Origin of the sequence: Amycolatopsis sp. NPDC102389, from assembly GCF_044765885.1 — a bacterium.
Classification (GTDB): Bacteria; Actinomycetota; Actinomycetes; order Mycobacteriales; family Pseudonocardiaceae; genus Amycolatopsis.
Genome location: NZ_JBIWKX010000049.1, coordinates 41,536 through 57,780 on the forward strand (window position 1 = coordinate 41,536; position 16,245 = coordinate 57,780).

Annotated in this window: 11 protein-coding genes; 4 read left to right on the forward strand and 7 right to left on the reverse strand. The window is 67.0% G+C overall.

From position 1 onward, the window contains the following. Positions 1 to 6 precede the first annotated feature (6 nt). Positions 7 to 1,395: a GH1 family beta-glucosidase gene (locus ACIRGA_RS31455; protein WP_400947809.1), complete on the forward strand. Its 1,389-nt coding sequence runs from the start codon at positions 7 to 9 to the stop codon at positions 1,393 to 1,395. On the opposite strand, the gene ACIRGA_RS31460 is transcribed toward ACIRGA_RS31455, so the two are convergent. The 3 genes from ACIRGA_RS31460 to ACIRGA_RS31470 all read right to left on the reverse strand — a co-directional run bounded on the left by ACIRGA_RS31460 (position 1,367) and on the right by ACIRGA_RS31470 (position 8,924). Next, positions 1,367 to 5,044: a BTAD domain-containing putative transcriptional regulator gene (locus ACIRGA_RS31460; RefSeq protein ID WP_400947812.1), complete on the reverse strand. Its 3,678-nt coding sequence runs from the start codon at positions 5,042 to 5,044 to the stop codon at positions 1,367 to 1,369. The two genes, ACIRGA_RS31455 and ACIRGA_RS31460, sit on opposite strands and share 29 nt — an antisense overlap. Then, positions 5,035 to 8,145, reverse strand: a complete 3,111-nt coding sequence (locus ACIRGA_RS31465; protein ID WP_400947815.1) for a BTAD domain-containing putative transcriptional regulator — start codon at positions 8,143 to 8,145, stop codon at positions 5,035 to 5,037. Before ACIRGA_RS31465 ends, ACIRGA_RS31460 begins: the two co-directional genes overlap by 10 nt. 302 nt (positions 8,146 to 8,447) lie before the next feature. Beyond that, complete coding sequence (locus ACIRGA_RS31470; RefSeq protein WP_235096879.1) at positions 8,448 to 8,924, reverse strand: hypothetical protein; 477 nt, start codon at positions 8,922 to 8,924, stop codon at positions 8,448 to 8,450. A gap of 898 nt (positions 8,925 to 9,822) precedes the next feature. Here ACIRGA_RS31470 and ACIRGA_RS31475 point away from each other — a divergent pair. Together ACIRGA_RS31475 and ACIRGA_RS31480 are read left to right on the forward strand one after the other, a co-directional pair. Continuing rightward, entirely contained in the window at positions 9,823 to 10,161 is a 339-nt protein-coding gene (locus tag ACIRGA_RS31475; RefSeq protein ID WP_400947818.1) for a hypothetical protein, read from the forward strand. Positions 10,162 to 10,343: 182 nt separating this feature from the next. Beyond that, the gene (locus tag ACIRGA_RS31480) at positions 10,344 to 11,624 is read left to right on the forward strand and encodes a helix-turn-helix transcriptional regulator (protein WP_400947821.1); all 1,281 of its coding nucleotides are present in this window, start codon (positions 10,344 to 10,346) and stop codon (positions 11,622 to 11,624) included. Between the two features lie 38 nt (positions 11,625 to 11,662). Here ACIRGA_RS31480 and ACIRGA_RS31485 read toward each other — a convergent pair whose 3' ends face one another. From ACIRGA_RS31485 to ACIRGA_RS31495, 3 genes are all read right to left on the reverse strand, one after another. Further along, entirely contained in the window at positions 11,663 to 11,902 is a 240-nt protein-coding gene (locus tag ACIRGA_RS31485; RefSeq protein WP_400947823.1) for a histone-like nucleoid-structuring protein Lsr2, read from the reverse strand. Positions 11,903 to 11,918: 16 nt separating this feature from the next. After that, positions 11,919 to 12,539, reverse strand: coding sequence for a response regulator transcription factor (locus tag ACIRGA_RS31490; RefSeq protein WP_400947825.1), 621 nt, complete (start codon positions 12,537 to 12,539; stop codon positions 11,919 to 11,921). A 101-nt stretch (positions 12,540 to 12,640) separates the two neighbouring features. Then, positions 12,641 to 13,276 (reverse strand): response regulator transcription factor, encoded by a 636-nt coding sequence (locus ACIRGA_RS31495; RefSeq protein ID WP_400947827.1) that lies wholly within the window; start codon positions 13,274 to 13,276, stop codon positions 12,641 to 12,643. A 342-nt stretch (positions 13,277 to 13,618) separates the two neighbouring features. Here ACIRGA_RS31495 and ACIRGA_RS31500 point away from each other — a divergent pair, with 342 nt between their 5' ends. Then, the gene (locus tag ACIRGA_RS31500) at positions 13,619 to 14,302 is read left to right on the forward strand and encodes a GntR family transcriptional regulator (protein ID WP_400947829.1); all 684 of its coding nucleotides are present in this window, start codon (positions 13,619 to 13,621) and stop codon (positions 14,300 to 14,302) included. A 72-nt stretch (positions 14,303 to 14,374) separates the two neighbouring features. Here ACIRGA_RS31500 and ACIRGA_RS31505 read toward each other — a convergent pair whose 3' ends face one another. Then, positions 14,375 to 15,817, reverse strand: coding sequence for an amino acid permease (locus ACIRGA_RS31505; protein WP_400947831.1), 1,443 nt, complete (start codon positions 15,815 to 15,817; stop codon positions 14,375 to 14,377). Between the last annotated feature and the right edge of the window lie 428 nt (positions 15,818 to 16,245).

Consider the following 16,245-nt stretch of genomic DNA (forward strand, 5'->3'; position numbering starts at 1 on the left):
AATGTGATGAATGAAGCGCAGCTGAATCGTTTCCCACCCGGTTTCCGTTGGGGGGTGGGCACTTCGGCCTTCCAGATCGAGGGCGGCGTCGCCGAGGACGGGCGTGGCCGGTCGGTCTGGGACACCTTCACCGGCGTCGAAGGCAAGATCCATTCCGGGCATACCGCGGACGTGGCCTGCGATCACTTCCACCGCTACGAGGAGGATTTCGCGCTGATTGCCCGGCTCGGCGTCCCGGGGTACCGGTTTTCGGTCTCGTGGCCACGCGTGATGCCGGACGGGCGCACGCTGGAAGTGCGCGGGCTCGCGTTCTACGACCGCATGGTGGACGCACTGCTGGACCGCGGGATCAGTCCTTCGGTGACGCTCTACCACTGGGATCTGCCGCAGGCGCTCGAGGACGAAGGTGGCTGGCCCGCCAGGGACACGGCTTACCGCTTCGCCGACTACACGGCATTGGTCCAGGAGTTGCTCGGTGACCGGGTCGATCACTGGACGACGGTCAATGAGCCCTTTTGCGCGGCGTTCTTGGGATACGGCACTGGGGTGCACGCTCCCGGGCGCTCCGACGAGGTGCTCGCGATGCGGGCCGCTCACCACTTGATGCTCGGACACGGCCTCGCCATGCAAGTGCTGCGCGCGGGCGCCAGGCAGGGACAAGAGTTCGGCCTGGCGCTGAACTTCGCCCCGGCGCTCACCGACGTCGACGACGCGCGGTACCGCGAAGCCAGGCGCAAGTTCGACGGCCTGCACAACCGCTTCTTTCTCGACCCCGCCCTGGGCCGGGGCTACCCGGAGGACGTCCTGGCCGACATCCGGCACCTCGGCGACTGGACGTCGGTCATCCACTACGGTGACCTCGAGACCATCGCCCAGCCTATGGACTGGCTCGGGGTCAACTATTACGCACCCGCGAGGGTGATCCCGCTGGAGGACGCCGACGCTGTGAGCAACTGCGGACTGCCGGGCCTGCGTGGGGTGGACGTGACCCCGCCGCGAGGACCGCTGACGTCGTTCGGATGGGAGCAGACGCCGGAGTCACTGACGGATCTCCTCGTCTGGCTGCACGAGTACACGGGCGGGCTGCCGACGGAGGTACTGGAGAACGGCGCGGCTTTCGAAGACCGGGTCGAGCAGGACGGCCGGATCCACGACAGTGAGCGCGAAAGGTACCTCCACGAGCATCTGCACGCGATACTCGCCGCGATCCACTCGGGGGCGGACGTGCGCGGCTACGTCGTCTGGTCGCTGCTGGACAACTTCGAATGGGCGCTCGGATACACCCAGCGGTTCGGCCTGGTCAGGGTCGACTTCGCCGACGGACTGCGCCGCACGGTCAAGGACAGTGCCCGCTACTACGCGCGCGTCATCGAGAAGAACGCGCTACCTGTCTGAGCGGTGTGTCCATGGGCAGGCCGGCGAGCCCGTTGCGTGAGGCGAGGCCGAGTTCGGCGAGCACCCGGGTGACGTGTGCCTGCACGGTACGGCGGGGGAGCGCCAGCGCGGTGGCGATCTCCGGATTGGAGCGGCCCTGTCCGGCCAAGGTCGCGATCGCGCGTTCCATCGCGGACAACGAGGCCCAGCCCGCAGCCGAGACGGCTCGGTTCGGCCGCCCTGGCGTGATGCCGTATTTCCGCAATCGTTGCTCGAGCGCCCCGGCGTCCCACTGCGCACCGAACCGGTCCAGCCCGGCGACAGCGTCGTCCGCCGCGGCCTGTGCCTCTTCCCGCCTTCCCCGCTCGGCGAGCAGGACGGCGGCATCGCCCAGCGCCGAGGCCAGCTCCATGCGGCGGCCGACCTTGTCGTAGTGGTCGATCGTCCGGAGCAGGGGGTCCGGATCGCCGGACACGAGGGCCGCGCACCACTGCGCGGCAGCGGTCGCTCTCGTGGGCGTGATCTCCTTCGTGGCCTCTTCCCGGCAGACCGCGAGGGCCTTGGCCGCGATTTCCTCGTCGCCTTGGGCTTGAGCCAGCCGGATGAGCCAGGGAAGCCATTGGTGGCGCAGCATCATCGCGGCGTAGGTGGGATCCATGACCGGACTGAGGAGGGCGACGGCCTGGTCCAGGTCACCTCGCTGTTCGGCTTGCAGGGAGCGGGCGACCAGGAGGAAGTCGCAGCTCTCCCGTTCGGAGCCGGTGACCGGGATGTGCTCCTCGGCGGCGTAAAGATGGGCGGCGGCTTCGTCTGTCTCGCCGCGGCGGCCGTGGATCAACCCGGCGACGCCGTGCAGCAGCAGCGCGGCCGGACCTGGCTCGCGGTGACCGTGGAAGGTGATCGCCGGCCCGTCTTCGGTGACGGTGTCGAGCTCCGCCAGCGCGTCCTCCCATTCGCCGGTCCAGTAGTCGTGTACGGCAGAGGAGACCTGGAGTCCATGGGGAAGCGAGTACTTGGCCGCCACTCGCCGGGCGGTGCGCAGTGTCGCGTGGGCCTCGTCCAGCAGGTCGAGGTTCTGCAGGGTGAAGAGGCGGTTGTCGAGCAGGTCGAAGTAGAACCCCGCGTGCTCTTGATGGCCTTCGACGGCTTCGATGGCGTGCTCGACATGGCGCAGCGCGCTGTCGTGGTCGCGTTCGATCGACTTGACGAGCCAGAGCGTCTGCAGCGCGTGCCCGATCGGATAAGGTTCGCCCACCACGAGCGCCTGACGGTAGGACCGCAAGGCCTTTCGGGCGGCCTCTTCGAGATCGTCGAGGGTGCCGCGGGCGAAGTTCGCCAACAGTGCCCGCCGTCGCTGCCGCCAGATCGGTGGGGTTTCCGGAGAATCGTTACCCTCCAACAGCGTCGTCGCGGTCTCCGGCTCACCACGACGGTGCGCCATCGCCGCCGCGAGATGCCGCATTTCCGCCGCCCTGGCCGGGTCACGGCTGACGAGCATGGCTTCTTGCGCTAGATCGAAAGGCTCTTGATCGAGCCTGAACAAAACGAGGACGTACGCGGCGAGCAGCACTTCGCGTCGGGGATGATCTGCCGGGCACTCGTCCAGCACCCGGTGCAGGAGGACGGCGGCGATCGAGGGGGCGCGGTTGGCGAGGGTCTCGTGATGATCGGCCAGCCAGCCGATCACCCAGCCGTCGACCGCCGCCGGTACGGCGACGAGTTGCTGGGCGACGTGTTCGACGCCCGAACCGATTTCCGCCAGCGCCTCGGCGGCGCGGCGGTGCCATTCGGCCCGGATGTCCTCGGGGATTTCGTTGTACAGAGCCCAGCGGAGCATCGGATGCCGGAACGCCAGCTGCGTCCCGGTGTCCACGATGATGCGCAGCTCCATCACTTCTTCGAAGACGCCGAGCAGTTCCGACGGTATCTTGCCCATCGTGGCGGCCACCTGCGCCAGGCCGAACTCCATACCCAGCACCGCCGCGCGCCGGACCGTTTCCCGGGAAAGCTCGCCCAGCAGCTCCAGTGTCCGTGCGACCGCGTCGAGCAGCGATTCGGGCGCCTTCAGATCCGTGCCGCCTCGAACCTGGGCGGTGCCGTCCACGATCTCGAGGGCCTCTTCGCGCACCAAGGCACCCGTCACCTCGCGGAGGTAGAGCGGATTGCCCGCGGCCTTGACGATGAGCGAGCGGAGTTCCTCGCTGGGGCGGGCGCCGATCAGGTCGCCCAAGAGGTTCTCGGCGGCGGATACGGTGAGCGGGCCGAGCGTGATCGATTCGAGTCCGCGGGCCTCCGCCGCCTGACGTGCCTGAATCAGCTCTTCCCGTCGCGGCACCGGGCGCGACGCGGCGATCAGCAGCAGCGGAAGCTGCCGTGTGGCCGCGGAAAGCCGGTTCCACATGAGCACGCTTGCCTCGTCGGCCCACTGGAGGTCGTCGATGACCATCACCAGCGGCGCGGTGACGCACAGCCGGTCGACGTGGGCGAGGATCCGGTCCGCGGTCGCGGCCACCGGGTCCGTGTCGCTTCCCGACGCCTCCGCCCCGGTGTCTTTCGCGTCCAGTCCAAGGCATTCCAGGACCACCTGCAGTGGGAACAGCTGCTCCAGTTCACTGGCGGCCGCCCAAGCGACATGGCAGCCGCGCTCACCGATTTCCGCGAGTGCGCAGGTGAGGACTTCGGACTTGCCGATGCCGGGCTCACCCTCGATCCACACCGTCCGGCCGCGCCCGCCCAGGACGTCTTCGGCCAGCCGCCGGAGAAGGGCGACCTCCTCTTCGCGGCCGTGGCATACGGGCGACGTCTCGCGGCGGGCTTCGAGGGCGTGAGCGATCGGGCCGGGGAGGACCGACAGCGTCTCTACGACCGCGGCACGCGCGGCGGCCGGGGCCAGTCCCGGGTCGTTGACGAGGATCCGCTGGTGGGTTTCGGCGAGTTGCCGTCCAGGTTGGACTCCCAGCTCGTCACGCAGGATCTGGCGGGCGGTGCGGAAGGCGTCCAGTGCCTCGGTGGTCCGGCCGCCGCGGTGCAGGGCGATCATCAGCGACTGCCACAGCGCTTCCCGCAGCGGGTGCTCGCGCACGAGGACGGTCAGCTCGGGGATGAGATCGTCGTGGGCGCCCAAGACCAGCAGCCCGGCCGCCCGCATTTCGAGCGCCGCGAGCCGGTGTTCGGCCAAGCTGGAACGCAACGACTCGGCGTGTGGGCCGGGGACACCGGTCAGGGCTTCGCCGCTCCACAGGGTCAGCGCGCTGTCCAGTGTTTCGACCGCGCGGGCGGCGTCGTTCTCCTGCCAGTGCGCGCGGGCCGTTTCGCGGAGCCTGTCGAACTCGGCGATGTCGAGTGCGGCGGGGGCGAGCCGGAGCCGGTACCCGGCGGAGTCCGACACCAGCAGGCCGTCGGTGGACCAGCGGGTCCGGCTCGGTTCCAGTATCCGGCGCAGGCCGGAGATGTAGGTGTGCACGCTGCCGTTCGCGCTGGCCGGTGCGGCGTCGCCCCAGACCGCCTGGATCAGCTCGGCCCTGGTGATCGGCCGGGCGACCGCCCTGGTCGCCAGCGCGGCGAAAACGGCGCGCTGGCGGGCGGGTCCCAGCTCGAGTTCGGTGTCGCCGAGCCACGCGCGCAACGAGCCGAGAGCCTGGACTCGGAACAGCTTCTCGCTCATCGGCATGCCCGCTCACGTCCGCGAGCGAATCGCTGCTTGGCCCTCCGGATGTCGGCGAGCGCACCGAGTTCGTCGTAGCCGTTCAAAGCGACCCGCAACGCCGCTTCGCCTTTGACCGTCTTGCCTTGCCGGGCGAGGAGAGCGGCTGCGTCTTCCATGGCCTGCGCTTCGCCGAAGCGGTTCCCCGCCGTCCGCAGATTCCCGGCCGCTTCGAACGCGGGCATCGGGTCCTCGACGAGGATGGCCCGGCATCGGAGCGCGTCCGCCTGGTACCCCGCCGTGCGTTCGCACAGCGACGTCGCGAGTTCAGCGTCCTCGTTCTGGCCCAGTTCGACCGCGATCCGTACCAGACCGGGTAGCCAAGGACACACCGCCTCGTCGTCGAACTCAAGCAGGCCCGACAACAGGTTGAACGCGACAGCCTGCTGATTCTCCGCCTCGGCGAGCATCGCGTTGGCCCCCAGCATGAAGTCCGTACCGTCCTGACCGAACTCCCCGCCGGGAGCCAGGGCCCACACGGACATCAGGTGCGTGCGCGCGTCGTCCGGCCTGCCCCGGTGGGCGGCGATCACCGCGACGACCCCGCTGAGCCGCCGCAGAACCGGGGATCGGTCGAGGGTGTGCCGTGCGAGTGTCATGCCGCTGCGAAGGCGACGGGTGAGGTCCTTCTGCGGTGCGTCCCAGCGGCCGAACCAGTAGGACTCCGCGGGGTCGAGGGCCGGCATCGTCCGCTGTGGCGGGATCGGGAGTGGACGGGGCTCCTCGGCGGGTTTCCCGTCCCCTGGCAGACCGCTGGTCCGGGCACGGGTCAGCAAAGCCTCGTTCAGGGAGCGCCAAGCCGAAGGCAGGTCCTCGTCCCCGAGCGCCTCCTGGACTCCCTCCACGGCCTGAGCGGGTTTGCCGCGGAGGACGCGCGAGAAGGCGAGCAGCCAGCGCATCTCCGCCAGCACTTCGGGGTCCTTCGTCCGGGCGGCGACCTGGCCCGCCTCGGCGGTGAGGTCCCGTTCGAGCCAGAGTTTGATCCGTGCGGTCGCGATTCCCAGCGTTTCACGGAGTGCCGAGGGAACGGTGCCGGAGGTGTTCACTCGCTGGAGCAGCCGCATCGTCGCCAGAGGAGCTCGCGGCGCCAGTCGGTAGACCTCGCGCGACAGCCAGGTACAGAACCACCTGTCGACCGGGACCGGAGCGGCGAGCAACTGGAACGCCACGCGTTCGACGGGGGCGCCGACGTCGGCGAGTGCTTCCGCGAGTTGCCGGTGCAGGGCCAGCCGGATCGCGGTCGGGGTCCGGGCGTAGAGCGACTCACGGACGACCGGATGCCGGAAGGTGAGCTTGCCCCGGGTGCGGGTCACGAGGCCAACGGCCTCCACCTCGGCGACGACGTGATCGAGCTCTGTCACCGGCCTTCCCAATGCCGCTGCGAGATCGGTGCGCGTGAAGAATCGGTCCAGCAGAGCCGCCCACCGGAGCAGCTCCGAGGCGGCGGCGGAGAGGAAGCCGAGGCGACGGCCGATGGTTTCCAGCGCGGGCTGCGGAAAGACCGGACGGCCCTCGGTGGTCGTGGTCTCCGGCGACTCGTTCCCGTCCCGGGCATTGACGAGGTCTCGCAAGAAGAGCGGGTTCCCCGCCGCGCCGCGCGCGAGTTCGAGGAGCGCCGGGCTCGGGTCGGCGCCGGTGAGTTCGGCGAGGAGAGCGTGGATCTCCTGGTGGGAAAGCGGGACCAGGCTGTGGACATGTGTGCTCCCCGAGGTGATCCGGGCACGCAGCGCGTTGAGCCGGTGATCGGAGGGCACACGCATGCTCACCCCGATCAGCAGCAAAGGCAACCGGTCGGCCTCGGTCGCCAGCCGTCGCCACGCTTCGAGGCTGGCCGGGTCGGCCCACTGGAGGTCGTCCATCACGAGGATCAGTGGGCGTTCACGGCACAGGTTTCCGACGAGTTCGACGACGAGGTCGATCACCGCGGCGGTCCCTGCTTCGTCGTCCGTGGCGATGGCGCGGGCCGCACGCGCCACCTCGCGGCGGCGGTGGTCCGCCGAGGTCGGTTTGATGTCGAGGCAGTCGAGCACGACCTGGAGCGGATCGTGCTGCTCCAGTTGATCGGCGCAGGCGATGGCGACCGCGCAGGCCTCGGCTTGTGCGAGCCCCGCGTTGAGCAACGCGGACTTGCCGACGCCTAATTCGCCTTCGAGCCATACGGAGCAGCCAACGCCCTCGCCGAGCCTGCGCACCGCCGTCCGGATTGTGGCCAGTTCGCATTGCCTGCCGACGAGGGGCTCGCGAAGCTCGGAGCGGGGCGTCCGGGCGGCGGCCGTCACTTGCGGTGCGGTCGCCTGTCCGTACCACAGCGCCGGGTCGTCGGCGCGGATCTGCTCGTACCGCGCCGTCAGGTCGGTGCCCGGTTCGACGCCGAGTTCGTCGATCGTGGTGGAACGGAGTCGCTCGAACGCACCCAGCGCCTCGTCGCGGCGTCCACACCGGTAGAGCGCGAGCAGGTGGAGGCTCTGCAGGCCTTCCCGGACCGGGTGTTCCGCGGCGACCGGCGCCAGTTCGGTGAGCACCTTCTGGTGCTCGCCGACGTCGAGCAGGATCTTGGCGCGGCGTTCGACGACCTCCAGCCGCAGTTCCTTCAGGCGTTCGCGCTGGGTCTCGGCGTAGGGGCCGGGCAGGCCGGCCATCGGTTCGTCCTGGAAGAGCCCGAGCGCGTTGTCCAACGCGGTGAGCGCGCCGGTGACGTCCTGCCCGCGCAGGCACAGCCGGGCCCGTTCGCGGAGATTCTCGAACCGGGCGACATCGATCGCCTCGGCTTCGACCCGGAGGCAGTAGCCCGGTCCGCTCGAAGCCAGCAGGGCGGTGGCGTCGCGCAGGGTGCGGGTGGGGTCGAGGGCGGACCGCAGGGAGGAGACGTAGGTGTAGATGCTGCCATTGGCGCTGGCTGGCGCGTTTTCGCCCCAGATCGCGTCGATGAGGTCCGACCGCGTGACGACCTGGTTGGCCTGGAGCGCCAGGATCGCCAGCAGTGTTCTGCGCTGGGCCGATCCCAGCACGACTTCGTCGTTGCCGCGCCAAGCGCGGACTGGACCGAAGAGGTCAAGTTGCAAGAGCATCTTCGCCTCCGCGGTGTGCTCGCAAGTACCGAATGGCAGTCAGTGGTGTTGATCGACCGGGTTGTCGGAGGAACCGAATCACCCGAACGGTCTCGCTGGCGTGGTTGAATAATCTGCTGATTACGTCCGGTAGGCGTAACGCTGGGGCGAGATACTGTGGTTGGACCCCAGGTCACCCCCGGCGAATCCGCAAACTCTTCATGTTCTGGCAGTGGTGCTGGGGGAAGTCGCCGCGTTGCAGGAGGTTGACCTGCGATGGCGCGACTGCCGCCGACTTCGGACAGGCCAGGACAGCTGAGTGGTCAGCGCGCGGTCCCAATCCCCGTGTGGGTGCTGTGGGACAGGACGGTTGTTGCGTCCAGTAGTCGGTCGCCGTCGAAGAGCGCCTCACCCGGGGTCGGCTCGCGAATCCATCCGACGTCGGTCACCAGGGCTGTGTCATGGGGGAGTGGGAGGTCCGAGCCTTCGCTGAACATCCACAGGTCGCGCGTCGGTGGCACTCGCCACCGCTCCGCCGGGGTGATGAGGAAGGCCCACCACTGCCGTCGGCTCCCGCGCAGGCTCACGACTCCGCCGCGGGCTCCCTCTGCTTCGAGTATTTCGAGCAGCGGTCCGCCGCGTCCGGCGGGCATGGCCACCGCGAGCAGATCTTGCTGGAGAGACAGCACGACTTCGGTGTGGTTGGTCCTGACCGGCCAGCCGAAGTCGCTCCAGTAGCGTAAGGCGGCCTCGCGGACTTCCCTATCGGTTCCGGCCAAGGAGAGTGCGGGGCTCGTCATGATCGGCACACCTTTCGCTCGCGGGTCCGGCCATCTGAGGTGGACATGAAGAAGGTTGCCCGCGCCGTCTTCAGAGTTTCTTAATGCGGTGCCGTGGGCGGCGATGAGGAGATGACGCCCGGGTGCCGAAAGTCTGTCGCTTTCATCGGATGAGGTGATGTTCGGCGGATACTCGCGTGGCGCGTACGCCTGATCGGGGGTGTCTGAGGGTGGGCGAGGGAGAGCCTTCGGTGCCTACTCGCGGCCTGCGGCCTTTGCTCACGTACTGGGGGAAGGTGTGAAGGTCGAGTTTCCTCGACTGAGCCGAGGGAAAGGGTCCTTGACGCGCCGCCGTTGCGCCCGGCGGTGCTGCTTTTCGCGACGGGTGAGGGGAACTTTGAGGGACTCTGAGTCCCTTAAGGAGTCCTTCACGGCCCAGCCGTTACCGGCGCCCATTTGGCTTACGACTCGATAAAATGTTCGGTACCGGCGGGTTTGTAGCGAAGCCGAGTCTGGAATTTCGAATGTCCGAACGGTCTTTCAGTCACTTCGATGACCCGTGGGGTGGACGTTGCCTGCCCGGATGGATGAACGGTTGATCATACCTTTCCTCCCTGCTCCACGGTGAGTGAGGATGCCGGTCTCGTTGGCCCACTGTCAGAGGCTGCTCGCCAGATGCCGCCTCGGTAAGTGAATTGAGATTCCCTTGCGGCGCAACGATGGAGTCCGCGATCGGTGATTAATTCACCGTTACGTCCCGGCGGCGTGTCCGTCGTCTCATGATGTTCCGTTCTCTGCTAAGCTGAAATACGGTTAATGGCTGTGGGTAAAGCGTGGACGCCCGAAAAACGCGAAACAGGCTCCGAAACGAGGGTTCGGGTCGGCTTGTGCGCGACGACGACAATGAGGGTGAGGCATCGTGAGGTCAGAGGGGCTCGGCAAGCGGCGTGCGGGAATCAGGTGGACCCTGCCGGCGGCCGACGCCCCGCCAATGCCTTTGGGGGTGCTGCTGCCGCATATGGAGCTGGCCAGCTGGCTGGACAGCTATATCGATCGGCTGGTGCGTCTCAACACCAAGACGTGTGACGTGCTGGCCGAGGAGCAACGGGCGGACCTCATGGTCGGCCTGTCGAATGCCGCTGAAGCCCTTCGCGCATCAGAACGCTGCGATCACGAATCCGCCGAGCGGATGCTTCGATCGGCACTCGACCTCATTCAGGACATCGATCTGGATCGATTCGCGTTGTCCGCTCATTAGCCAGGTGGCGGGAAGGCTGTTCAGCGGCGCCATCGACCTGCTGATGATCGCGGAAATGGTGCGGGACCGTCGAACAGGACGTTAGACCACTCGGCATATCTGTCTAGTCTGATCGGGTGATGCTCTGATCGTGCCCTTTTCGTGCCAGGGAACCACGCCGGTGGGCGGCTATCGTCCTGGCCATGGGAAACTCCTGGAAGACCGACGACACGCAGGAGGCCCCGCGGGGGACGGCGCCGCGCGCGGTGCGGGATCTCGTGGGTCGTGTCGAAGTCGAGACGATCTGGGATCCCCTGCCGAAGTCGCACGAAGGATGTCCGGCAACGGCGGCACTGACGAACCTGATTCGGTGCACCGACCGGCTCGGTGCCGTCCGGCAGGCGGAAATCGCGCTCGCCGACGATTCCTGTACGAGGTACGCACGATGCGTTTGGCACGGGGTGACGGTGCTGATCTGTGCCGGTGAGCTCCTGAGCGCGGACGGGCACATAAGTAGGTTCGAGAACTCCGCTGATGACCGGCTCGACGATGTCGTGGCCCTTTTGCGGGCTCAGCACGCGAAGCACGCCGGGGACGTGTCGGGAGTGAGGGAACTGCTGGAGCGGCTCATCTCCTCGACGCCCCACCGCTTCGTCCGTGATCTCGCCGTGCCCTTCCTTGTCGAGGCGCTCGCAACCGCCGGAGACGTCGCAGCCGCTGAGGCGGTCCTCGACGAATACGATTTCGATGAGCTGCTCGCGGGACGGCCCGCCGCCCGGCCCCTGTTGCTGGCCATACGGGGCGAGCTACATCTGGCGGCGGGCCGTCCCGCCGCGGCCTTGGCGGACATGCTGGCGTGTCTGCGGGGCCCGGTCTCCGAGGTGGCCGCGCATTCCGCGGTCGTACGCCGCCGGGGGGTGGCGGCATTGGCCGCCGCCGCCGATGGGCGGTCCGAACTGGCCTCCGCGTTGGCGGACGAGGAGGAAGAAGCCGCTCGGGGCTGGGGAGGCCTGGCCTACGTCGGCTGGGCGCAGTACGTACGCGCGATGGTCGATGAACCCGATCGGCCGTCCAGGCTGCTCAACGACGCCATCGACCTGCTGGACGCCGCCCTGTCACCTGCCGGGATCGCCGCGAGCAGTTACGAGCAGGGCGTCCGGCTGATGGAATCCGGCGACGGCACCGCGGCGAGGGAACAGTTCAAGCGAGCCGGTCAGATGGCCCGGCGGATCGGCAACACGAAGGTCGCGGAGCTGGCTGAAAAGATGTTGGGCGAGCTCACGCAGTCCCTGCGGCAGACGTCGTTGACCATGCAGGAGCGGAAGATCGCGGAAATGGCGCAGGCAGGCTACAGCAACAAACAGATCGCGGAGCGGTTGGTGCTCACCGTGCGCACGATCGAGTTCCACCTTTCCAACGTCTACCGCAAGCTCCGGATCTCCGGCAGACGCGCGTTGATGAACACGACGCTGGAGACGCCTTGATCCGGTACCGGCGGGCGCCCGCGCCACCGTTCTGAAAGTCATTGTTCACAAGAGAAGTACGCACCCGGTTTCCGCCGCCCCGCCCTGATGTACCGCTCCAAGAGTCTCCGCAGGCTTGCCGCGCGATCAACGGTAAGATCGATCTCGTAGTCGACGTCGTCGAGGGAGAAGGGCACCGTCTCGACGACCACGGTTCTGTCCAGTTCAGCCCAGGGCGATGTACGCGGTTTGTCCACCGCTGCTACCTCCTTCCAGGAACGTGCTGACGACGGAAGCACTGAAGGCGCGCCGGGATCAGATGATGCCGGCCTGCATGGCGTAGGCGACGGCGTGCGGCCGGTTGCGCAGATTGAGTCTGCTGGTCAACTCGTAGATCACGTTCTTGACCGTGCGCTCGGAGTAGCACAGTTTCTCGGCGATGTCACCGGTGTCCCAGCCATCGGCCATGAGCCTGAGGACGTCGACTTCGCGCGAGGTCAGGCCGGCCGCGCTCAGTCCGCGCGGCGAGAGCACGTCGTGCTGGAGCCGCCGCACACTGTCGAGCAGCTGACCGAGCAGGTCCGGCGGCAGCTGGCCGCGTCCGGAACCCGCGGCCAGGATGGCCTCGACCAGCCGGTCACCGGACGTGCGGTTCCGCGGGAGCACCGCGACCACGCGGCACTCGACAGCACTGAGGACGTCGTTTTCCCGCAGTTCACCGATCAGCAGCACCTTGGGGACCATGGCAAGGGCACCCTGACGGAGGTTCGCGACGATCTGTGGAGTCATCCGGTCCGCTTGGACCATGAGTACGTCCTGCTCGGTCACCATGTCGATATCGGTCACGGCTACCTCGGAACGGGTCCGCAGAAAGCTGGTCAACCCGGTCTTCGTGATCGAATCCGTCGCTTGGACGGCTACCTGTACCGGTTCCATTTCGACCCTCCACCTGGCCGCGATCCCCGTCGGATCGTCGGCCGTAACTCGAGCAGATCTGCCACAGTTCTCATCGACACGCCGGTATCCCGGAGTGCGGATCAAATCAACCCGGCCCGCATGGCATAAGCGACCGCCTGGGATCGGGTGTTGAGTCGTAGCCGGTTCATCAGCCCGTACAGGACGTTCTTGACCGTGCCTTCGGAATAGGTGAGTTTCTTGGCGATCTCGTCGGTCTGGTAGCCCTCGGCGATGAGCTGAAGCACGTCACGTTCCCGCGTTTCGAAACCGAAGAGCGTCAAGCCCGCCGGCGCCAGCACCTGGAATCTGAGCTGGGTGAGCTGGTCGAGGAGGATGCCTTGCAGCCGGTAGGGCATCAGCGCGGCCCCCCGGCTCACCGCGAGGACCGCGGACGCCAACGTGCCCTCTGTGATCTCGTTCCGGGAGAGCAAGGCCGTGACCCCACATTCGACGGCGACCAGCAGGTCTTCGTTGCGGAACCGGTCGGCGACGACCACGGCGCGTGGTGCCGAAGTGACGCCCGTCCCCTGGTACTGACGCAGGAACGCGAAGGTACTGCTTCCCACGACCCCGTCCACGACCACCAAGATCACGTCCGGACGTCCGGCGCGGGTGTCCATCAGCAGCTGAAGCTGCTCACTGGCGCCCAGCATGGCCTTGACGCCCGCACCGGTGAACTCGTCACTCGCCTGCACCAGGACTTTCACCGCATCCATGGCACGAACTCCTCTCCCGCCCGTCTCGGGACATGAAGAAGAGTGACGCCGGCTACTTCATAAGCACTCTATTACCCTTCGCGACCTTGGCCGCCAGAGCGCTGCCGGGGCGGAAAGCGGGGTTCGCACATCCCCGTTCGACGCCTCCATCGCGGATGGAAGGGCTGGTTACCAGCTTAGTCGCCGATTGCCAAGACGCCGGGCATGAGAGCGGACGAGAGAGTTTCGGCGTCGATTCTTGCCTCGAAGACTCTGGTCGCCCCACCGAAGGTGGCGGAGAGTAGTCGGGTGCCCCCTGATCTCTCGAGACCTAACAGGCGTTTCGCCGAGAAACGCGAGCAGGTGCGTCGCCATGTCGTGCGGCTCATCGGCGACACGGCCCCCGGCGTGGTGGTGGCCTCCGAGCGTGACGTCGCGGCCGAGCTCGGCGTATCCCGCCCTACCGTCCGTGCGGCCGTCGAAGAATTGGCCGACGAGGGACTGGTGATCCGCCGGCACGGCCGTGGCACGTTCACCGGTCCACTGCAGGACGTCGCGGATACGCCGGTCACTCCGCCGGCCGTGGTGAAAGGGTTCGACGAGGCGGGGTGGTCGAGCAGGGTCCTCTCGTTCACCCGCCCTCTCACGACCCCGTCGCGGACCGTGCGGCTGGAGGTGAAGAACCGCGCGCCCGTGGTAAACGTCGTCCGGGTCCTGGAACAAGGCGACGTACCCATCGCGATCGAACACGTCGCTTTGCCAGAGGACTTGCTTCCCGGTCTCGTCCCGGCCGATTTGGCGGTCCCCGATCTTCACCGGCTTCTGCGCGAACGGTTCGGGATGGTCGCGCGGACCGCGCGGGAGACACTGGAGCCAGGGCTAGCCGATCCCGGCCAGGCCGAACTGCTGGGGGTCGACGTCCACACGCCCGTCGTGCGGGCGGAGCGGCTGATCCGCGACACCCGCGGCCGCGTCGTCGCATTGAGTGAGGCGGTCTACCGGGGTGATCGTCACCCGGTCACGTCGATACCGGGTTTCGGTGGTTGATCGGGGTTTTCCGGCGGCTGACGATGCGAAGGGAGCTTTCCCCGCATGAGATGCGGGGAAAGCTCCCTTCGGTCACTCCGACTCCGTACTCACCTCGGCGAGCTGCTCACGCTTGCGTCGGCTGGCGAACCAGCCCACGACGAGGGCCGCCGCGATGAGCGGAAGGCAAAGCAGGGTGACCCGGCCCGCGCCTTCGTCGAGCCACATCAGGATCAGCACCGACGCCAGGAAGGCGAGGGTGACGTACTGCGTCACCGGCGTCCACGGCAGCCGGTAACCCGGCCGCTCGACGAGGCCCGCCTTCGCGCGTTTCACGAAGACCAAGTGGCAGATGACGATCAATCCCCAGGTGGCGACGATCGCGACCGCGGAGAAGTTGAGAATGATCTCGAAGGCGCTCGCCGGGACCAGATAGTTCAGGCCGACACCGAGCACGCATACGCCACCGGTGAGCAGAATGCCGCCGTAAGGTACCTGGCTCTTGTTCATCACACCGGTGAATCCGGGCGCGGAACCGGTCTTCGCCATCGAACGCAGGATGCGGCCGGTGGCGTAGAGGCCCGAGTTCAGGCTGGACAGCGCGGCCGTGAGCACGACCAGATTCATCACGTCGCCGGCGGCGGGAACACCGATGCTGGACAGGACGGTGACGAAGGGGCTTTCTCCGGCGCGGTACTCGTCCGACGGCAGCAGCATGGACAGCAGCACGACCGAGCCGACGTAGAACACGCCGATCCGCCACATGATCGAGTTGATCGCCTTCGGCATCACCTTCGCCGGTTCGGCGGTCTCACCCGCCGTGACACCGACGAGTTCTACCGCCGCGTAAGCGAAGACGACACCCTGCACGACCAGGATCAGCGGCAGAAGACCGTTCGGCATGATGCCGCCGCCGTCCGCGATCAGCTGCGGCCCTGGTGTATGCCCGTCGACCGGTGTGCCGGTGACCAGCAGGAAGATCGCGATCGCCATGAACACCACCACGGCGCCGACCTTGATGATGGCGAACCAGAACTCCATCTCGCCGAAGATCTTCACCGAGACGAGGTTCAGCGTCAGCACGACGGCCAGCATGATCAGCGCCAGTATCCACTGGGGAATGCTGGAGAACATCGACCAGTAATGCGCGTAGATCGCGATCGCGGTGATGTCGGCGATCCCGGTGGTCGCCCAGTTCAAGAAGTACATCCACCCGGCGACGAAGGCCCCTTTCTCGCCCAGGAATTCCCGCGCATAGGAGACGAAGGCGCCTGATGACGGACGATGCAATACCAATTCGCCCAGCGCGCGAACCACGAAAAAGGCGAATACACCACAGATCGCGTATACGATCGCGAGCGCGGGGCCTGCGGAGTTCAGCCGACCGCCCGCGCCGAGGAACAGACCGGTGCCGATCGCGCCACCGATCGCCATCATGCTGATATGCCTTGGCTTCAGGGACTTGCTGTAGCCCTCGTCGCCGGCGTCGTGAGACACGCCGGCAGTGGCCACTCCCTCTTTTCCTGAAGTTCGCATCAGGGTTTCAGCCTCTTGTCCTGTGATAACGGACGACCCGGGTGCCCACTGAGCATCGGAGGCGCCAGGCCGGCGAGCTTGTCAGTGGGCTCGCGAGGGGAACTGTGAAGCCATGCGGAGCCGGGGTCAATACCGCGGATACGCAATCTGAACTTCTGGATAATGAGGGGGGCTTCTACGGGAAACGCTTGAGCTACTTTTGAGTTCGACTTAAGGAAGACTTGAGGTGAGTATTGTGAGCCAGGTCGCATTCCTTGCTTGAGACGGTGCTCGTCCCGAGGCCTTGAAGGACTCCTTGAGGGACCCAGAGTCCCTCAAGGAGTCCTTCACGACTTATTGACACGTAAGGCAAATATGTCATGATCGTGGTGTGGCTTCGAAGGTGCGGGTGACGGACGCGCGGCGGCTTTCTCAGCGTTCGCAGGAGG